The following is a 19,452-nucleotide window of genomic DNA, read 5'->3' on the forward strand; positions in this document are numbered from 1 at the left end:
AAATTGTTTCAATAAATCATTATTTTGTCTCAAAGTATTATAGACCCCTTTTATAAGATTTATTTGACATAAGTACTATAAACCGTTTTAGTGATGTACCGACTCCTTATAATATCCTTTTTTTTTATGTTTCGCATGTCAAACTGTGATGCGCAGCGATTTTATTTTAACCATTACACCGTAGATGAGGGCCTTTCTAACAACTCTATTTTATGTAGTGCACAAGATCAAGATGGCTTTCTCTGGTTTGGCACGAAAGATGGCTTAAATCGCTTTGATGGCTATAACTTTAGGCAATTCTACAGCGACACAGACAATGACAACGGTTTGGGAAGTAATTTTATCCATACGCTCAAAGTTGATCGGAACAAAAATATTTGGGTAGGAACCGATCAAGGCATCTACATCTTTGATCCTTATCTTGAACGTTTCTCCACATTCAAAGGGGCTACAAAGGGGGAAATATTACAGATTGATGAAGACGATTTGGGTAATATCTGGTTTATATCAAACAATAGGCTTTACAGTTTTCATCCCATCAACGGACAATTAGAACGAGGTACAGAAAAAGGCTTTAAAGCCGTAATCACTGCATTCAGGATAGATACAGACAACAATATTTGGATTGCAGCAAATGGAACACTGCGCAACTTAACAACAGGCCTATCATTTACACTACCTTCAACAGGCAGCGATCCGCATAAAATCGAAAAGATATTTATCGATGACTTGGGCATACTCTGGGTAGGAACATCCAAAGATGGTGTATTTACCATCAACCCTTCTACAGGAAAAATACAACATGTAGTCCCTCCAAATAAAGGCTCTTCTCTTTTTGTGCGCGATATTTACCAAACCGACCAATCCACCTTCTTTATAGGAACGGAAAGCGGGCTGATTGTCTACGATAGAAATAACAGCAGCTACCGACTCCTGCAACACGAAGGTGATCATCCTTGGAGCATTTCAGACAACGCCATATACACGGTATGCAAGGATCATCAAGGCGGTCTTTGGGTGGGTACTTATTTCGGAGGAGTAAACTATTATCATCCACAGCACAATGTCTTTCAAAAGATTTTCCCCCGCTTTTCAACAAGCTCTATTCAAGGGCATGCGGTCCGCGAAATTGTAGAAGACCGCCATCAAAACCTGTGGATCGGAACCGAAGACAACGGGTTATATGCCTGGAATCAGACGAATGGTCAATTCAGAAGCTTCACACTCAAAGAGAACTTATCTCATACCAATATACATGGACTTGCTCTTGTTGGAGACAGCTTGTTAGTGGGCACATTCTACGGGGGACTTGACATCATCGATACCCGAACTAAAAAATTAATACGCCATATCGATTCCCAAACTAGCAAGGGAGGATTAACCAATAATTTCGTCTTCTATATTTATCGTACAAAAAAAGGCCGTGTTCTATTGGCAACAGCACGAGGCTTATGTGAGTTTTACCCAGGGAAAGATAGCATTTCTCTCGTCAAGGAAGCACCGGGCTACATCTTTTATACGTCCATCTTCGAGGATCGCAAAGAAAACCTTTGGCTCTCCACATGGCGTGATGGCCTCTATCATATCGATTATTCCACAGGGCACACCAAAGTACATCTTCACCAGAAAGATGACACCAGTAGCTTAAATAGCAACCGGGTAAACCGAGTCTTTCAGGATAGTTACGGTAGCTTGTGGATTGCCACCGAGAGCGGCTTAGCACAATGGACAGCAGAAGGCAAACCAATGCGCCGGTTTTCAAAAAAAGATGGCCTCCCGAGCAATTTAATCCTTGCACTTCAAGAAGACCAACAACATAATCTTTGGATATCAACTACACGCGGTTTAGCCCGCATGAATTTGAAGGACTTTCGTATCCATGTATTTGATAAAGAATCAGGATTGCTCGATCTACAATTTAATTACAACTCGACGTTCAAAGACAATCGTGGGTATTTCTATTTTGGTTCCTCAACAGGCCTTATTCGATTCCACCCAGATTCCATGTTTCAATTCACATACCCACAGCAAAGTAATCCGCTTTACATCACCAAGATACAATCCTTACAGCGAGCACTTCAGGTAGGAAGCCTTCCAAACAATATCGATACAGCCGTGACCTATTTAAAAAAACTGGAACTTAACTACGACGAATCCACCATCAGTATTGACTTTGCAGCACTCAATTTTGTTTCCTCTCAAGCCACGTCTTACCGCTATATATTAGAAGGTTTCGATAAAGAGTGGACGCTCCTACGAAACTCCCATACCGCACACTTCACAAAAATACCACCGGGAAACTACACATTTAAAATCCAAGCCGTCGATGCTAACGGACAACCTATATCAAATGAACGTTCGTTGGAAATCAGCATAAGACCTCCTTTTTGGGCAAGCACAACAGCTCTTATTTTATATGTTGTATTAGGCTGCTTTACTATTTACATTCTGGTTGTATCCTACGATAGAAAAATTAAAGAAAAAAACAGACGAAGGCTCGAAGCCATAAAAGCGCATCGAGAACGGGAGCTTTTCAAAACAAAAATGGATTTTTTCGCTCGCGTCGCACACGATATCAAAACACCTTTAACGTTGATAAAAGCACCTTTAGAACGGTTAAGAGCACAAGATACTAAAGATGCCAAGACAGACCGTCTTTTAAACACCATGCATCAAAACACGGAGAAACTTGTCAACCTGACCAATCAGCTTTTGGACTTCAGAAAAATCGAGAGCAGCGAACATAATCTCCACATAGAACAGCAGTCTGTCAACCAACTCATTACAGGCCGATTATTGGAATTCCAACCCCTCTTCAACCAAAAAGGCATCGAATTCACTTATCATTGTAACGAAGCTATCGAAGCATACCTAGATCTTGAAGTGCTTTCCAAAATTGTTGACAACCTCCTCACCAATGCGGTGAAGTATGCCGAAAAAACAATAGTTGTAGAACTAAAAACTGCTGAAGAAGAAAAAGAGTTTTTCACCTTTACAATCAAAAACGATGGTCCTGTACTATCTAATCAAGAACTTCGCGCTATTTTCAAGCCCTTTCATCGCGCCTCAGAACATTACCATATTGAGGGGTCTGGACTAGGATTGGCATTAGCACATTCCTTTGCCGAACTACACGGAGGCTCACTATTTTTTCTAGAAAACTCAGAAAATTTAAATATATTCGTACTAAAGATACCAATCAGGGGAACCTATGGCTAATGTAAACCAACTCAAATCCACCATTTTGGTGGCGGATGATCATCTGGAAATTTTAGATTTTATTGCCGATGATTTAAGCGATCAGTATCATGTATTAAAAGCCTGTGATGGGAATCAAGCACTGGCACATTTGGATAATGCGGCTGTAGATTTAATCGTCAGTGATGTTATGATGCCCGGAATTGACGGCTATGAATTATGTGCTAGATTAAAAGACAGCATGCATTACAGCCATATTCCTTTCATACTATTGACAGCAAAAAACAGCTTACAGTCGAAAATAGAAGGTTTAGAATATGGCGCCGATGCCTATATCGAAAAACCTTTTTCACCAACCTTTTTACAGGCGCAGATTTCCAGTTTATTACGCAATCGTCAAAATGTTCGCGAACACTATAATCATTCGCCGAATAGCTCCATACAGAGTATGGCTCTCAACAAATCGGATAGTGCTTTCTTAGAAAAATTGAATAGCCTTATCCTCGAACACATCACCGAACAGTCTCTCTGTGTAGATCTTCTGGCCGACCAAATGCACATGAGCAGGCCAACGCTATACCGAAAGATAAAGGCCTTATCGGATCTATCACCAAACGAACTCATTAATATTACCAGGCTAAAAAAGGCGGCGGAATTACTCCGAGAGAGAAACTATCGGATCTACGAAATTTCCAGTATGGTTGGCTTTAGTTCATCCTCTCATTTTATCCGCAACTTCCAAAAACAATTTGGAATAAGCCCTAAGGAGTGGTCAGAACAACAACGTCAACTTTCTTAGTGAATGTCACTTATTCGCCAAACATGCTAAGATTTCCTATTAAAGCGCACAATAGGTTCATCATAGACATAAAAAAATCCTGAAGCGGGGACTTCAGGATTTCTTCTACTAACCAATTATTAACTAACCTAATTTATGAAAAAAAACTCACTATTGTTATCTATTTAACGATTCGGAGACTTCTTTCGTACTTCAGCCTACACGTTTTAACATCTTTTAACGAGAATAAAAAACAACAAATTACGCAGCTTTGTTGCAATCCTTTTCTAAATAGGGGATGTTTTTAAAAAATTTATAGTAGTTTTGCATCGTTTCCTTCCCCGGGAAACATAATTTTCATAAGCATATAATGGCCGTTTAACGACGGCCATTATTATTTTATAAAGCATTCACAAACAGGAGCTGACATCTTATATCTAAAATTCGATCGTTTTTTTAACCAAACAACAGCTGATTACGAGAACTGGAAATAGCTTTGTGTAGACGAACAACTTCTCCAATAACAATAATCGCAGGATGTCCGAGATCTTTCTCTTGACTCGCTTTAACGAGATCCTTCACTTCACAAACAACTTGTCGTTGTTGCGGTAGAGAAGCGTACTGTATGATAGCTGCCGGCGTCTCTCCTTTACCCTGAAGAACATATGTACGCGCGATTTCATCCAACTTCCGCATTCCCATATAAATAACAACGGTAGATTTACTTTTGATAGCAAGATGTAAATCTGCAGAAAGATCACCATCCTTTTTTGTCCCTGTTAATGCCCAAACCCCTTCGCTAATACCGCGATGTGTCAATGGGATATCCGACAGCCCCACACTTTGCATACTGCTTATTCCAGGAATATAGTCTACTGCAACACCTATTTCCTTTGCAATTGTCCACTCTTCGAAACCTCGACCAAAAATATAGGGATCCCCACCTTTTAAACGTACCACCCGATCATACTGCTGGCAATAATAAATTATAAGATTGTGGATTTCCTCTTGCGGCATATATTTTCCATAGGGAAGCTTCCCTACATAACATTTCACACAATTTTCATCAGCGACATCCAGCAAATCTTTATTAATTAAGTTATCATACAGGATAACTTGAGCCTGTTCAATCGCTTTGTAAGCTTTAATCGTCAATAATTCGGGATCCCCAGGCCCTGAACCAACAACATACAATGTTTTCTTCTCATTTTTTTCCATAAAAACACTTTTTAGGATATCATAAATACACATTTGACCACCTACCGCATGTTTACATTATATATTTTCTTAAAAAAAACAGACAACAAATAAAATAAACATAAAAAACATTCTAATATATCAATTTATATGACTCAAATCATATTTTATTATGTAAATTTTATTTTTTTATTCAAAAAACATAATTAAAATCATATTTATTTTGATTTTTTATAATATAAATTTATAAATTAGCCAAACAATCTAAACAAAAGAGGTTTTTCACTACAAAACTAAAATTATGAACAGAAAAACAGTAGTAGTAATTGGAAATGGAATGGTTGGCAATAAATTTTGCGAAAAAATAAAGCAAAAGAAACCAGAAATAGACATAATCGTATTCAGTGAAGAACCTATTCGAGCCTACGATCGAGTCCACCTAACAGATTTCTTTAAAATACCCTCTGTAGAAGAGCTATTTCTATCAAAAGAGGAATGGTATATTGAAAATTCCATTCAGATCCACCTTAATGACCCCGTAATCGACATCGATCGCGATAAAAAAGAAGTACGTTCCTTAAAAGGGTTAAAAATATCTTACGACTATTTAATATTTGCAACGGGATCCTCGGCTTTTGTCCCTCCATTGCCAGGAATTGAAAAAGAAGGGGTCTTTCTTTATCGAACCATTGAAGACCTTGAGTTGATAAAAAACTATGCTGGACATTCCAAAAGAGGAGCGGTTATGGGGGGCGGTCTTTTGGGACTCGAAGCAGCCAAAGCATTAGTTGATTTAGGCATCACAGAAACCTCCGTCATTGAGTTTGCCCCCCGCTTAATGCCTAGGCAGATCGATGATAGTGCGAGCAGTATACTCCAAAGCAAACTTTCGGAATTTGGCTTGACTTGCCTCTTAAATAAATCAACAAAGGAGTTATTGGGCGAACAACACCTCACAGGCATTGCATTCAATGATGGCAGCAGCATAGAAACGGATATGTTAGTCATTTCAGCAGGGATCCGTCCACGGGATGAACTAGCAAAAAAAATAGGACTCACAATAGGCACACGAGGAGGCATTGTGGTAAATGCACATATGCAAACTTCAGATCCCTCTATTTATGCGATTGGCGAATGTTCTTTGTTCGAAGAGATGATTTACGGACTGGTTGCCCCTGGATATGAAATGGCAGAAATTGCAGCGTCCCATCTACTTGGTGAACAAAAATCGTTCAAGGGTTTTGACATGAGCACCAAGTTGAAACTTATGGGTGTCGACGTCGCGAGTTTCGGAGACCCTTTCATTACCGAACCTTTCGCACGTATTATTGTATTGGAAGACCGAAACAAAGGTATCTATAAAAGATTGAACGTAACTTCGGACGGCGCACGTCTTCTCGGAGGTATTCTCGTTGGCGATGCGACGAGCTACAACATGCTCCTCCAAACAGTGACAAACAACCTTCCTCTTCCTTCCGACCCCGAGTTTTTGCTTCTTGAACAAAAAGAACAAAGCAAATCAGCTTCCAGCGGTCTTGATAGTATACCTGAAAAAGCTCTAATATGTGCCTGCGAAGGGGTTACGAAAGGCCACATTTGTGATGCTGTACGAACAAAAAACTGTGAAAATGCCGCCGATGTAAAGAAATGCACCGGTGCTGGATCTGGCTGTGGCGGCTGCGTGCCTTTAGTGAAAGATCTAGTGAGCCACACACTGAAACAACAAGGTAAATATATCCGCAACACCATATGTGAACATTTTGATTTGAGTAGGCAAGAGCTTTATGACTTGGTGAAAATACATCAGCTAAAAACTTACGATCATGTACTCGATGCTTTGGGCAGGGGACATGGGTGCGAAATATGCAAGCCCTTGGTATCCTCAATATTAGCAAGCCTTTGGAATGAAATGATTCTGCAAAAAGGGAATGACATAGCTCAGGACAGCAACGATCGTTACTTGGCCAATATTCAAAAAGGAGGCACATACTCTGTCGTTCCTAGAATCCCCGGCGGAGAAATCACGCCCGAGAAATTAATCGTCATTGGTGAGGTCGCAAAAAAATACAACCTATATACTAAAATTACAGGCGGCCAACGCATCGATTTATTCGGAGCTCATCTAAACGACCTTCCCCAGATATGGGAAGAACTGATTACAGCAGGATTTGAAAGCGGGCACGCCTACGGAAAAGCATTACGCACCGTAAAAAGCTGCGTAGGAAGCACTTGGTGCCGATTTGGCTTGCATGATAGCGTTTCGTTTGCCATCCAAATTGAAGAACGATACCGTGGATTACGAGGCCCACACAAAATGAAATCCGCGGTAAGCGGATGCATAAGGGAATGTGCTGAAGCTCAAAGCAAAGATTTTGGAATCATCGCCACCGAGAAAGGTTGGAACCTATACGTGTGCGGCAATGGAGGAAGCAAACCTCAGCATGCTCTTCTTCTTGCCAGCGATATCGATAGCGCAACATGCATACAGTACATCGACCGATTCCTGATGTTTTACATTCGCACAGCCGATCCCCTTACACGTACTGCAACATGGCTAAATAAAATGGAGGGAGGCATCGATTATCTAAGAAATGTAGTCGTGAACGACAGTCTCGGAATGGCCGCCAACTGGGAGGCAGAGATGCAACAGCTTGTAGACACGTACCAATGTGAATGGAAAGTCGCTGTCGAAGACCCTACCCTACGCAAACGGTTTGTACATTTCATTAACGCGCCTCAAGAAAAAGATAGCTCTGTACAATTTGAAGAAATGCGTGGACAGAAAAAAGCAATGGACTGGAACATCCCAACAACATAAAGATTACAAACCCAATAAGAACAGTATTATGGAAACTTTAACCAATACCCAATGGCTTGAAGCCTGCCGTACAGAAGACGCCATCGAGAATGGAGGCGTTTGTATTAAATTGAACGACGAACAAATTGCCTTGTTTTATTTCGCAAGGCGCAACGAATGGTATGCCACACAAAACGAATGTCCACACAAAAGGCAGATGATCCTAAGCAGAGGAATGTTAGGCTCTCTTGGGGAAACGCCAAAAGTAGCGTGTCCATTTCACAAAAAAACATTTGCCTTAGACACAGGCGAATGTCTTACAGGGGATGAATGCCGCATCAAGACCTACCCTGTAAAAATAGAAAATGGCCGTGTTTACATTCGGCTAGCCATCTGATAAAAAAATATAACAGTTATACTATTTCTCATTTATTAAGATATGGACTACATCACCCCAAAAGAAGTCGCTGGCACTATGATGAGCACAGCACTCAACAAATCTCTTCTTCCAGTAAAAGACCTTCTCATTCGCGGCGCTTTATCTGGTGCACTATTGGCCATTTCCGTTACACTCGCCCTCATGGCAACAACACAAACGGGACTGAGCCTCGTTGGCGCCTTCGTCTTTCCCGTCGGCTTCGTCATCATCGTTATACTTGGACTAGAACTCGTTACAGGTAGCTTTGCCCTTGTGCCCTTAGCATGGTTTGAAGGAAAAATAAGCTTTAAAACCATGACGAGCAACCTATTATGGGTGTTTATAGGAAATCTAATCGGCAGTATTCTCTTCGCCACCTTATTTTGGGCAGCAACAACAGAAACGGGACAACTCACCCAATTGGGGAATATCGAAAAAGGACTGATCACTATTGCGGAAAAGAAAACGTTAGGATATGGCCTACATGGGTCTGCGGGCTTATTTTCTGCTTTTGTAAAAGCTATTCTTTGTAATTGGATGGTCTGTATGGGGGTTGTGATGTCGATGACTTCAAAATCTACATTGGGTAAAATATTAGCGGCAGGAATTCCCATATTCATATTTTTTGCACTAGGTTACGAGCACGCTGTTGTGAATATGTTCGTGATCCCTGCAGGAATGATGTTCGGTGCAAAAGTCTCCTTCTCCGATTGGTGGCTATACAATCAACTTATCGTAACGGCAGGCAATATCGTTGGCGGACTGTTATTTACAGGTATGGCAATTTACTACACATACAGCAAAAAAGATCAAATATCCACCAGTCAAAACTAAACCGATCGTATGAAAAGAATAAAAAATATTGCAGTCGTAATACTCAGCTGTTTGAGCATGCAGAACATCTCTCAAGCACAGGAACCTAAGATAAAAGCCAGCTTATTTGAAGGCACTGTTGCTATGGGATACGTAGATAAAGGTGCTTACATCAACTGTACAGGACCAGCAATAAAGTACAGCTATGCACAAAAAAAAGCTATTTTGATGGGTCTTCTGCCTAGCTTAAAAATCAAAGAAGATAAGGTCGAGCCAGAAAAACCTAAGAACGCCTGGATCACACCGAGCTTGGGATTTGGAATAACCGCCGTATTTAACCACATCGTTTTACAACTACCGACATTTTATTCCGCAAAAACGGCAACTACGGATGGGCGCTGGAAATTAGGTATCGGCTTGGGCTATAAATTTTAAAAATAATTGAGGGAAAACAAAAGAGGCAAGAAGAGTGAAGGGCCTTAGGCAAGCCCTACTTCTGCCTTATCTAGCATTTTCGTCTACAATATATTGATGCAATAAATCGATATTTTCAATAAAAATGCGCTTCCCATCTAACTTAATACCACCCTCCTCTACCAGTTCATTCAACATACGGTACGTTGTTTCATAAGTAGTCCCTATATAGGCTGCGATATCTTTTCGACTCAAATTTAAGCCTAAATAACCGTCTGCGGATGCGTCTCCAAAGAGTTTGTACAATAATAAAAGGCTCCATACTAGCCGATCTTTTACAGAAAGTTGAACAAGATTACACATCTTCTGCTCTGATAACTGTAACTCATCGGCATAAAATAACATCAGATGATAACTTAATTCAGGACTAACACGTAAAGTAGAAAGAAAAAAATCCAAGTCGACAAAACACAAATTCGTCGCTTCAAGAGCAGTAGCTGATATTGGATATACCGAACTGGAAGACGTCACGCCACGATGTCCAACGATGTCTCCTTTTTTTGCGAAGCGAACAATCATTTCCTTTTCGCCCCAACGACGATGTACTTTAACCAAGCCTGATTCAACAAAGTAAACGCCTCTTACAGCTTCACCCGCCGAAATAAATTGCTGTCCCTTTTTTAGCTTTACGGTTTCCTTCGATAGATCGATTTGCCTATGCCAATCCTTGATCACATATCGGCACATAAAACAGGAATGATCACAGCTTTCAGCCTTCTTCTTTTGTTTCATTAAGGAAGTTATATAAAGGTTTTTCAACTCTACCAAAGGTATTATCTATTCCTTGAATATCCTACATAAATAGGAGAAAGGTTCTACAGCAACAGTTCCATTCATCATCAAAGCCTCAATAAGCTTGGATATTTTAAAACTAAAAGTCAACAAACCTCTTTGGTACGAGATCGAAAAGCAAATATTTTTCTAAGTTTGCGGTATGAAACTCGTTATTTTCGACTTAGACGGTACCCTGATTGATACCTTAACAGACCTTGCCAATAGCTGTAACTTCGCGCTTCAGAAACACGGCTTTCCAGCACATCATGAAGAAGCCTATAAATATTTTGTCGGAAACGGCATTCGCATGCTTGTGGAACGTGCACTTCCCATTCAAAACAGAAACGACCAAACCATTGAAAGCGTAAAATCAGACTTTGTCAAACACTATGAAGTTCATGGCCAGGATTTTACAAAGCCTTACGATGGCATACCTTCTACCTTGGAGGAGCTTTCAAAAAAAGGCTGTCTTTTCAGTGTCGCATCCAACAAATACCACGAGGCAACACGAGCTTTAGTAGATCATTATTTCCCAAACCACAGGTTTAATCTGGTATTAGGTCATCGTGCGGATAAACCTCCAAAACCTGATCCAGATATCGTACTTGAAACGTTACAGCGTCTCGATATAACGAAAGATGATTGCCTGTATGTGGGCGACTCTTCTGTCGATATGTTAACCGCAACGAGAGCTGGAGTTACCGCCGTCGGTGTAACTTGGGGATTTAGAACAGAAAAAGAACTCTTAGAAAATGGCGCGAAATTCATCATCCATCATCCCTCCGAACTACTGAAGCTTCTTTAAAGATTACAAAAAACAAGCTTTCTCGACTAAAATGTCGTATAAAAACGACATTTTTTTTATTAGATTTTGAAAGAAACAAAAAACAAACGATATTTGTCCTATCATAATTTAGGTTTATAATTGGTTAGCTAAAGGTTTTCATTCTCCCCGTTTGAAAACCTTTTTTTTATAAAAAAAGCGGGTATTTCTACCCGCATAACACTGAACAACTATACATTAACAAAAACAAACATTAAACTTTATAATATTGCTCCCAGCCTTTTAGTGGCGCTGGACCAGCCAATAGCGCATTTGCAAATTTGTCATTTACGATTTCTTTCTTTATCGGATCGAAAGTAATTTTCGTATTCAAGCGTTGCGTGATTACACCCAAACAGAAAACTTGACTCAATGGTCCACCTATATCGAAAGACGATCTGGTTTTTTCCTCTCCTTTACAGGCTTTTAAGAAATTAGCAAAGTGATTAGACGGTGTCTCCGGAACATTGGGAAGCTTTCCTGCCATATCTTTTGCTTTTGCTTCTGGAATGATCTGCAACGTACTACCATGTGATCCTCCCTTAAAGGTCAAATCTTTACCGTAAATAATCTTCCCTGGATTAAGTTTTACGGGCTCCATTTTCCCTGTACTTGGTGGAGGAATATTCGGATCAAGTCCTGACACACCATAACCTTCTGGTATTGGAGGCAAATTGTCCAAACCATCATACCAGTTTACATCCAATGCTGGCATTCCTTTTCGTTTTGGAAAATGAAACTTAATTGTGGAAGACATCGGAAAAAAGAACGAATTATGTCCCTCTAAAAAGCTAGCATCTACTTCAGTTGGAAGCCCTAAATCTAAAAACTGATGTGCTGTATCCAAAATATGCGCCCCCCAGTCGCCTAGAGCGCCCATACCAAAATCAAACCAACAGCGCCACTGACCATTTACAAAATCTTTATTGTAATCATGACCTAAAGTCTGCATTTGCCAAAGCTCCCAATCTAACGTATCAGGAATAAGTTCTGGCTTCGGAAAACTTTTCATTTTCGGATCCCAGCCATGCCATCTCCTTGGCATATTCATATGCGCGTCAATACGCGTCACATCTTTAATGATTCCCGCATCTTTCCATGCTTTGAATTGGAAATAGTTCGCTTCCGAATGCCCCTGATTTCCCATCTGAGTAACAACCTTCGGGAATTTCTTTGCCTTCTGCATCATCAATTCCACTTCCCAGAACGTACTCGCCATAGGTTTCTCTACGTAAACGTGTTTACCCAAGTCTATAGCCATCATTGTTATGGCAAAATGGGCAAAATCGGGAGTTCCAATCGAAACGGCATCGATCTTGTTGCCTATCTCATCAAACATTTTCCTGAAATCCTGATAACGAGGCGCATCAGGAAACATCTTTATAATCTCTTGCGTTTGTTTTGCCCCCATATCCACGTCACAGAGCGCCACGATATTACAAAGTCCCGTTTTATACAATTCTTTTATAATCTCTCCTCCACGATTACCTATGCCAATACATGCTAGATTGATTCGTTCATTCGGTTTTGCTAATGTCACATTTCCCAGAACACTGTTAGAAAGTAAGACAGCACCGCCTGCCATTGCTGTCCGGCTAATGAAACTACGGCGGGATAAATAATGATTCATCTACTTATAATTATATGTACCTTATTTTACTTTTTTAATCTTAATGCTTCTGAACGAAACATTATCACCATGGTCTTGCAACAAAATATGACCTGTTGGTGCCTCTCCGAAGTTTTCCCAGCCCTTATACTTGCTTATAGCAACAATATCCTTGAATTCTTTGGATCCCCGAACGTAACTAACCATCTTCACGCCATTCAAATAATGTGTTACCTGATTATCTGCCGTTACCACAACTCGTCCCCGATTCCATTCCCCTATTGGTCTTCTGGCTCTAGCGTCTCTATTCGATGTGATTAAATCATACAAAGACGCCAAGGTACGGTTTCCATCTCTTCCTAACTTAGCATCTGGATGCCTTTCATCATCTAACACCTGAAACTCCAAGCCAATAGCAGAACCCGCTGTCTTTTCTTTCAGTGTCACGAAATACTTCACACCACTATTTGCTCCGGGTGTTAACTTAAATTCAAAAGAAAGATCAAACACTGCATACTCGTCCTTTGTAATAATATCTCCTCCGTTTGTAGACTCCGCGCCATCAGATTTAAGAACACTAATTTCTCCATTCTTAATTACCCATCCTTTACTTGGGAAGTTGTCTCCTTTTACACTGCGCCATCCATCCGAATTTTTACCGTTGAAAAGCAGATTATATCCAGCTTTCTTTTCTGCACTACTTAAATCATTAGGTTTTAGGTTTACAATGTAGACCTCTTGTGGGAAATCCTGTTTTTTCAAATTTGCAGTCTGTATCTTGATATTTTTAAAATAGACTTTTTTACCATCCTGTGCATCTGGGATACTATGCACCTGCAAACCTATAAACCCTTTTGCATCAATAGTATCCACGACGTATGCGACTGGCACCCCATTAATCCACGTACGTGTTTCATCGCCTATAGCCTCAATTCGCACATGATTATATTGATCTGCTTTATACGCCGATTTTGCTTTTTCATTCAAATCCAAAGGATATAACCAACCGCGACGTGCTTCATCATAGATACCGCCGCTCCAAGCACGAGCGGAAGGATCGATTTCTACCTGTCGACCATAAACGCGTCCTTTTCCACCGTTGGCTGAAGGATCAAAATGACTTCGTGTTTGTACACCTGAATTCGTTTGATCGCCCTCCAGCTTAATATCCAGTTCCAAAATAAAATCACCATATTCCTTCTCTGTAAACAGAAATGAATTCGGAGTTCCCTTTGTCATTCTTCCCACAATAACGCCATCCTCTACAGTGTAAGGCGCTTTTCCGCCGACAGATTTCCAGCCCTGCAATGTCTTTCCGTCAAATAGATTCTGCCAACCTTTTGATGTAGATTGTGCGGCAGCATTTTCAGGGAAATGACATAAAAACACCATGGCACAGGCTGGTAATAGTTTGATAACCGAATTAAAATACTTCATCTTAGTTTTATTAGTTTATAAATTATGTTAGCGTAATTGGAACTGAATATCCTCCAAATAATCACTCAGCTTAACGACCTATTCAAAATAATTTATAGGATGAAAAAGGATCAGATAACGTGCGCAAATACGATTCCATTCACTAGCAATTAGACAAGTATATCAATTATTTGACCGTTCTTCCAGTAAAAAATTTGTTAATCTACGAAAACGTTTTAGGGATTCTGATCAGAAAAAAGCAGATTGCAAAAAAAATCCCCTCCTATTGATCATGACAATGTGGAGGGGACGATGTAGTGTATATGAAAAAAGTTAAGCTCTATAATATCGTAATTCAATAATATTATTCGGTATAGGCAAGCTGTTCCAATGCTCATGAATCACTAAGGCAGCCCCTATAGCAGTAGCTTGAGCCATCGATGCGGCATAAATTTCTATATTTCCAAATTTACGCGCCAACAGATTCATAAAGATATTATTCTTACTAAATCCACCGTCGACAAAAATTCGTTTGATCCGTTTATCAGATAATATAAGTCTTGTAGAAGCTACCTGTGCTTCAGCCAAGTATACCATAAAAGCATGATAAGCTTCAATATAGTCGGCAAATGAACTTAAATCTACCTGACCAAAAGCATCAAGATCTGTCGAAATCTCTTTATTCTCCGTCAGCCGCTCAACAAGATGCCAGTCAATTTCTAGATTTTTAAAACGTGCTGTTGTCACCTGAAAATGATCTGCAATACGTTTTGATTGAATTTCATGCTCATAGCCCGCGAATAAACGAGAAGCCTTCACAGGTTTACCTGCATAAGTCATGTAAAACAAACAATCCTTCTCTAACTGCTCTTTCGTAAGCCCATCTTCATTAAATGGGTTTAAAGAAATACACCAAGTTCCTGTTGAAATCAAGATGAAAGGTTCATGGAAATTTAACAGATAAGGAATCAGTGCTGAGGAACTATCGTGTAGACCAACACCTACTTTGTAAGTACTTCCCGGAAACGCAGCTGAGAACACCTCGTTGCCCTGAACAATGGGTGCCAACTTATCCGCGATTCCTGTACTTTTTACCCATTGGTGATAATCTTTAGTATTGAAATCCCATAATGCAGTATGGCAACCTATACTAGTCATGTCCGAGTACATCTGTCCAGAAACCAAGAAGCTAAGGTATTGCGGCAAATGCACCGCATATTTCACGCGCTCAAACAACTCCGGTTTTTGCTCTTTGAGACGATACACCTGCAATCCTGAATTTAGGCTTCCTAGAGCTGGAGAAGCCGTATCCAACGAAAATTGTTCCACCCCTCCATATTCCTCGTATAATTTATCCTCCAGTTCTTTCGGAAAAGCTTTTAGATAGTTGTACAGTGGCGTTAGGGGTCGTCCACTTTCTGTCAGATAAACAAAACTCGCCCCGTAAGAGGTAAAATTAATAGCTCTGATATCGAATTCATCACGACGGAACACTTCATGCAAAGAATCAAAAACAGATAGCCGTAGACTTTCTAGATTCTCACAGGGATCCCCATCTTCGTCTTCCGTTTCTAAAAACCGGGCGGAGCGCTCAAAAACAATCTGGTAATGCTCATCAAATAGAAACAACTTCTTATTTGTCTTACCTACGTCAAAGACCGCTACAACCGGAATACGTGCTTTCTTCATAATCAGATACTATAATCCTGTAGCTACTGAATTTTCGCCTCTTTCTGCGATTAGTTTATTTCTTACATCTAACTCTTCGAACAATGCAACCGGACTCAAGGCAGCTCCCTGACGCAAACGTGCTTCAGCAACAATAGAACGAACATCCGTGCGGAATGCATTTTGCAAGATCTCCTGTGCTCCAACAACATTATTTTCCTGTTGTGCTTTCTTCAGGGCAACTCTGTCAACTAACAAAGCTTGTGTATAAGCAATTTTTATCGCTTCCACCGATTGTAATAAATCGACTAGAGGGTCTTTCAAATTGTGAGAAGCATCGATCATCCAACCCAAGCCTGTAGCGTGATCTAAACCACGTGCATCTAGGCCATCAACCAATTCATTAAAAATTAAGAACAATTGATATGGTTTAATGCTTCCTGCCGTAAGATCATCATCTGCATATTTGCTATCATTAAAATGAAAACCACCTAACTTGCCTTCCATCAAAAGTAACGAAACAATCTGCTCAATATTTGCATTAGGCAAATGATGGCCTAAATCAACCAACGTATAGGCTTTAGGTCCCAATTTATTTGCCAACAGGAGCGATTGTCCCCAGTCACCAATAGTTGTGGAATAGAAGAATGGTTCAAATGGTTTATATTCAACAAAAAGCTTCCAATCTTCAGGTAGGTGTGCATAGATTTCCTTCAAACTTTCCAACGTATTTTGAAATGCCTCCCGAAAATTAAGCTGTCCAGGAAATGAAGAACCATCCGCTAACCACACGGTAAGCGCCTTGGATCCCAATGCAACACCATGTTTGATAACCTCAATATTATGCGCTACAGCTTGCTTACGTACCTTAGGATCTACATGGTGTAAAGAACCAAACTTATAACTGTGTTCCTGCCCCTCTTGATCTTGGAACGTATTCGAGTTGACTGCATCAAAACCCAAACCATAGGAAGCAGCAACTTCTTTTATCTTCGCCGCATCTTGAGGAATATCCCATGGAATATGCAAAGAAATAGCTCCACTTGACTGATTTAAGGCATGCAATAAACCAACATCTTCAATCTTCTGCTCCAAACTTGCAGGCTCACCTTTTCCGGAAAACCTTCCGAAACGTGTACCTCCAGTACCAAGTGCCCAGCTCGGAATAGCAATTTGAAATTGCTCTAATTTTGAAATAATATCTTCTACCTGTGGAATATCTTCTGCTACGAAAGAAAATGCACGTTGATGCTTTGCGACGCGCTCCTGGTTATGTTGTTCTATAGTCTGTTTTTCAATTCTCATTTTTCAAAGTAAAAAGTGTAAAAAAACGAAGATCTGCGGCAAGAGAGTGCGCAGATCTTCGAATTGCATAAATTATCGTACAAAGCCCATGGCAACACCGCCATCAACATTAAGCACGTTACCGGTAGACTTATTTAAATGTCCACCCACAAAAGTGAAACAAGCATTTGCAATATCATCTGGTAAAATAATTTCGTTAAGCAATGTACGTTTTGCATAATAAGCCGGCAATTCTTCGACCGTCACACCGTATGCTTTTGCACGACCTTCAGCCCAACCTCCGGCCCAAATATTACTATCTGAAATAACCGCATCTGGGTTCACAACGTTGACACGTACTTTTGCTGCACCCAGCTCAGCCGCATTCAGGCGACTCAAGTGTAATTGAGCAGCTTTAGCACTTCCGTAGCCCGCGTTATTAGGCCCGCTAACCAATGCATTCTTACTCACGATATTAACAATATCTCCACCGATGCTCTGTGCTTTCAGAAGCTTTGTTGCTCCTTGTGTTACCAAGAATTGGCCTTTAACAAGAACGTTGTACAATAAATCCCAATCTTTTTGCGTATGATCTTCAATCGTCTTAGAAATTGATAGTCCAGCATTATTTACAATAATGTCAACGCCACCGAAAGCTAAAGATGCTACTTTTAAAGCCTCTTCTATCTGCTCCTGATTCGTCACATCTAAAATTGCCGTTGTTACCGAATCTCTTCCAAATAAGCCAATAAATTCTTCTTCGGCTCCAGCAAGACGCTCCGCATTTAGGTCATTTAAGACAACAACAGCACCTTCGTTTGCAAATTTCTTCGCAATAGCTTTACCTATTCCTCCTGCGCTACCAGTTACTAAGGCAATTTTCCCAGACAATGCTTTTGGCTTAGGCATACGTTGCAACTTAGCTTCTTCCAACAACCAATATTCAATATTGAATGCTTCTTGACGAGGAAGAGAGGTATACTCGCTCACCGCCTCAGCACCCTTCATAACATTGATCGCATTGATATAGAATTCTGCGGCAACGCGTGCTGTTTGCTTATCTTTAGCAAATGCGAACATACCTACGCCTGGAAACAGAATGATGACTGGATTACGGTCACGAATAGCAGGGCTATTCGGATGCTTACAAGTCTCATAATACGCTGTATACATGGCTCTGTAGTCCTCAAACAATGGCGCAAGCTTTTCCTTCAGAACTTCGACATCACTTAAATCTTCATTTTTGTCTAAATTTAAGATCAAAGGTTGGATTTTAGTACGCAAGAAGTGATCTGGACAGCTTGTACCTAATGGTGCCAAACGCTCCAAATCATTTGAATTGATATACTCCAACACCTTCTCATCATCGGTAAAATGTCCAATCATGTGGCGTTCACTCGAGCAGAATCCTCTTAAAACAGGTGCCAACTTCGCTGCTTGTTCCTTACGCTCTTCAGCGGATAAACTTTCCAGCTTTTGCCCCCCAAATACAGGACGTGTTTTACCATAGTTCTGTGCTAAATATTCCGCACAAGCTTCGATTACATCCAAGGAATTAACATAACTTTCATAAGCCGTATCTCCCCAAGTAAACAAACCGTGTGAACCTAGCATAATACCGCGGATACCTGGATTTTCCTCCAAACAAGCGCGCAATTGCAAGCCCAAGTCAAACCCTGGTTTCTGCCATTCAACCCAACCAATAGTTCCGTTAAAAAGCTCTTGTGTAATTTTTTTTCCGTCCTTTGCCGCAGCAATTGCTATTGCTGCATCAGGATGTAAGTGATCGATATGTTTGAAAGGAAGGAAACCATGTAATGGTGTATCAATAGAAGGCGCTTTTGAATTTAAATCAAAAATACAGTGGTTAAACAATTCGACCATCTCATCTTCATGATCAATCCCACGATAAACGCGTTCTAAATTACGTAGACGCTCCACATATAGTGCTGCTAATCCAGACTTTTTAAGTGTCCCGATGTCGCCACCCGATCCCTTAATCCACATCACTTCAACTTCCTCTCCCGTTAAAGGATCTTTATCGATCGCTTTGCAGGAAGTATTTCCGCCTCCATAGTTGGTAATTCTCAAGTCAGCACCCAATAGATTGGAGCGATATAGCAATAAAGCTACTTCATCGCCTTCCAGCGATTTTGCTTTTGCATCATCCCATAGGTAGTTTACGTGTTTATATGCTTTCACG

The 19,452-nt window shown here is 40.4% G+C and carries 14 protein-coding genes; 7 read left to right on the top strand and 7 right to left on the bottom strand.

Annotated features, from left to right (window positions below):
* The first annotated feature begins 126 nt into the window (after positions 1-126).
* Positions 127-3,219 (top strand): ligand-binding sensor domain-containing protein, encoded by a 3,093-nt coding sequence (locus tag ACSZOX_RS06325; RefSeq protein ID WP_437918991.1) that lies wholly within the window; start codon positions 127-129, stop codon positions 3,217-3,219.
* Positions 3,212-3,997: a response regulator transcription factor gene (locus tag ACSZOX_RS06330; protein ID WP_437918992.1), complete on the top strand. Its 786-nt coding sequence runs from the start codon at positions 3,212-3,214 to the stop codon at positions 3,995-3,997. Before ACSZOX_RS06325 ends, ACSZOX_RS06330 begins: the two co-directional genes overlap by 8 nt.
* A 435-nt stretch (positions 3,998-4,432) precedes the next feature.
* On the opposite strand, the gene cobA is transcribed toward ACSZOX_RS06330, so the two are convergent.
* Positions 4,433-5,194, bottom strand: a complete 762-nt coding sequence (cobA, locus tag ACSZOX_RS06335; RefSeq protein WP_437918993.1) for a uroporphyrinogen-III C-methyltransferase — start codon at positions 5,192-5,194, stop codon at positions 4,433-4,435.
* Positions 5,195-5,474: 280 nt separating this feature from the next.
* Here cobA and nirB point away from each other — a divergent pair, with 280 nt between their 5' ends.
* From nirB to ACSZOX_RS06355, 4 genes are read left to right on the top strand one after another with little or no spacing between them, the layout of a single operon-like run.
* A complete protein-coding gene (gene nirB, locus ACSZOX_RS06340; protein WP_437918994.1) occupies positions 5,475-7,991 on the top strand; it encodes a nitrite reductase large subunit NirB in 2,517 nt (838 codons plus the stop codon).
* Positions 7,992-8,019: 28 nt separating this feature from the next.
* Positions 8,020-8,367: a nitrite reductase small subunit NirD gene (gene nirD, locus ACSZOX_RS06345; RefSeq protein WP_437918996.1), complete on the top strand. Its 348-nt coding sequence runs from the start codon at positions 8,020-8,022 to the stop codon at positions 8,365-8,367.
* A gap of 42 nt (positions 8,368-8,409) precedes the next feature.
* Positions 8,410-9,222, top strand: coding sequence for a formate/nitrite transporter family protein (locus ACSZOX_RS06350; RefSeq protein ID WP_437918997.1), 813 nt, complete (start codon positions 8,410-8,412; stop codon positions 9,220-9,222).
* 9 nt (positions 9,223-9,231) lie between these two features.
* The gene (locus ACSZOX_RS06355; protein WP_437918998.1) at positions 9,232-9,636 is read left to right on the top strand and encodes a hypothetical protein; all 405 of its coding nucleotides are present in this window, start codon (positions 9,232-9,234) and stop codon (positions 9,634-9,636) included.
* Positions 9,637-9,702: 66 nt separating this feature from the next.
* Here the strand turns inward: ACSZOX_RS06355 and ACSZOX_RS06360 are convergent, their stop codons facing one another.
* Positions 9,703-10,407, bottom strand: a complete 705-nt coding sequence (locus tag ACSZOX_RS06360) for a Crp/Fnr family transcriptional regulator (protein WP_437919000.1) — start codon at positions 10,405-10,407, stop codon at positions 9,703-9,705.
* Positions 10,408-10,609: 202 nt separating this feature from the next.
* On the opposite strand from ACSZOX_RS06360, the gene ACSZOX_RS06365 reads away from it, so the two are divergent.
* Entirely contained in the window at positions 10,610-11,254 is a 645-nt protein-coding gene (locus ACSZOX_RS06365; RefSeq protein WP_437919001.1) for an HAD family hydrolase, read from the top strand.
* Between the two features lie 232 nt (positions 11,255-11,486).
* Here the strand turns inward: ACSZOX_RS06365 and ACSZOX_RS06370 are convergent, their stop codons facing one another.
* The 5 genes from ACSZOX_RS06370 to ACSZOX_RS06390 all read right to left on the bottom strand — a co-directional run bounded on the left by ACSZOX_RS06370 (position 11,487) and on the right by ACSZOX_RS06390 (position 19,451).
* The gene (locus tag ACSZOX_RS06370; RefSeq protein ID WP_437919002.1) at positions 11,487-12,902 is read right to left on the bottom strand and encodes a Gfo/Idh/MocA family oxidoreductase; all 1,416 of its coding nucleotides are present in this window, start codon (positions 12,900-12,902) and stop codon (positions 11,487-11,489) included.
* Between the two features lie 21 nt (positions 12,903-12,923).
* Positions 12,924-14,318 (bottom strand): 3-keto-disaccharide hydrolase, encoded by a 1,395-nt coding sequence (locus ACSZOX_RS06375; RefSeq protein ID WP_437919003.1) that lies wholly within the window; start codon positions 14,316-14,318, stop codon positions 12,924-12,926.
* Between the two features lie 312 nt (positions 14,319-14,630).
* A complete protein-coding gene (locus ACSZOX_RS06380) occupies positions 14,631-15,986 on the bottom strand; it encodes an FGGY-family carbohydrate kinase (protein ID WP_437919004.1) in 1,356 nt (451 codons plus the stop codon).
* 9 nt (positions 15,987-15,995) lie between these two features.
* Positions 15,996-17,270, bottom strand: a complete 1,275-nt coding sequence (locus ACSZOX_RS06385) for a TIM barrel protein (protein ID WP_437919006.1) — start codon at positions 17,268-17,270, stop codon at positions 15,996-15,998.
* 72 nt (positions 17,271-17,342) lie between these two features.
* Entirely contained in the window at positions 17,343-19,451 is a 2,109-nt protein-coding gene (locus ACSZOX_RS06390; RefSeq protein WP_437919007.1) for a bifunctional aldolase/short-chain dehydrogenase, read from the bottom strand.
* Between the last annotated feature and the right edge of the window lies 1 nt (position 19,452).

The sequence above is a fragment of the Sphingobacterium sp. LRF_L2 genome (assembly GCF_965644235.1).
Classification (GTDB): domain Bacteria; phylum Bacteroidota; class Bacteroidia; order Sphingobacteriales; family Sphingobacteriaceae; genus Sphingobacterium.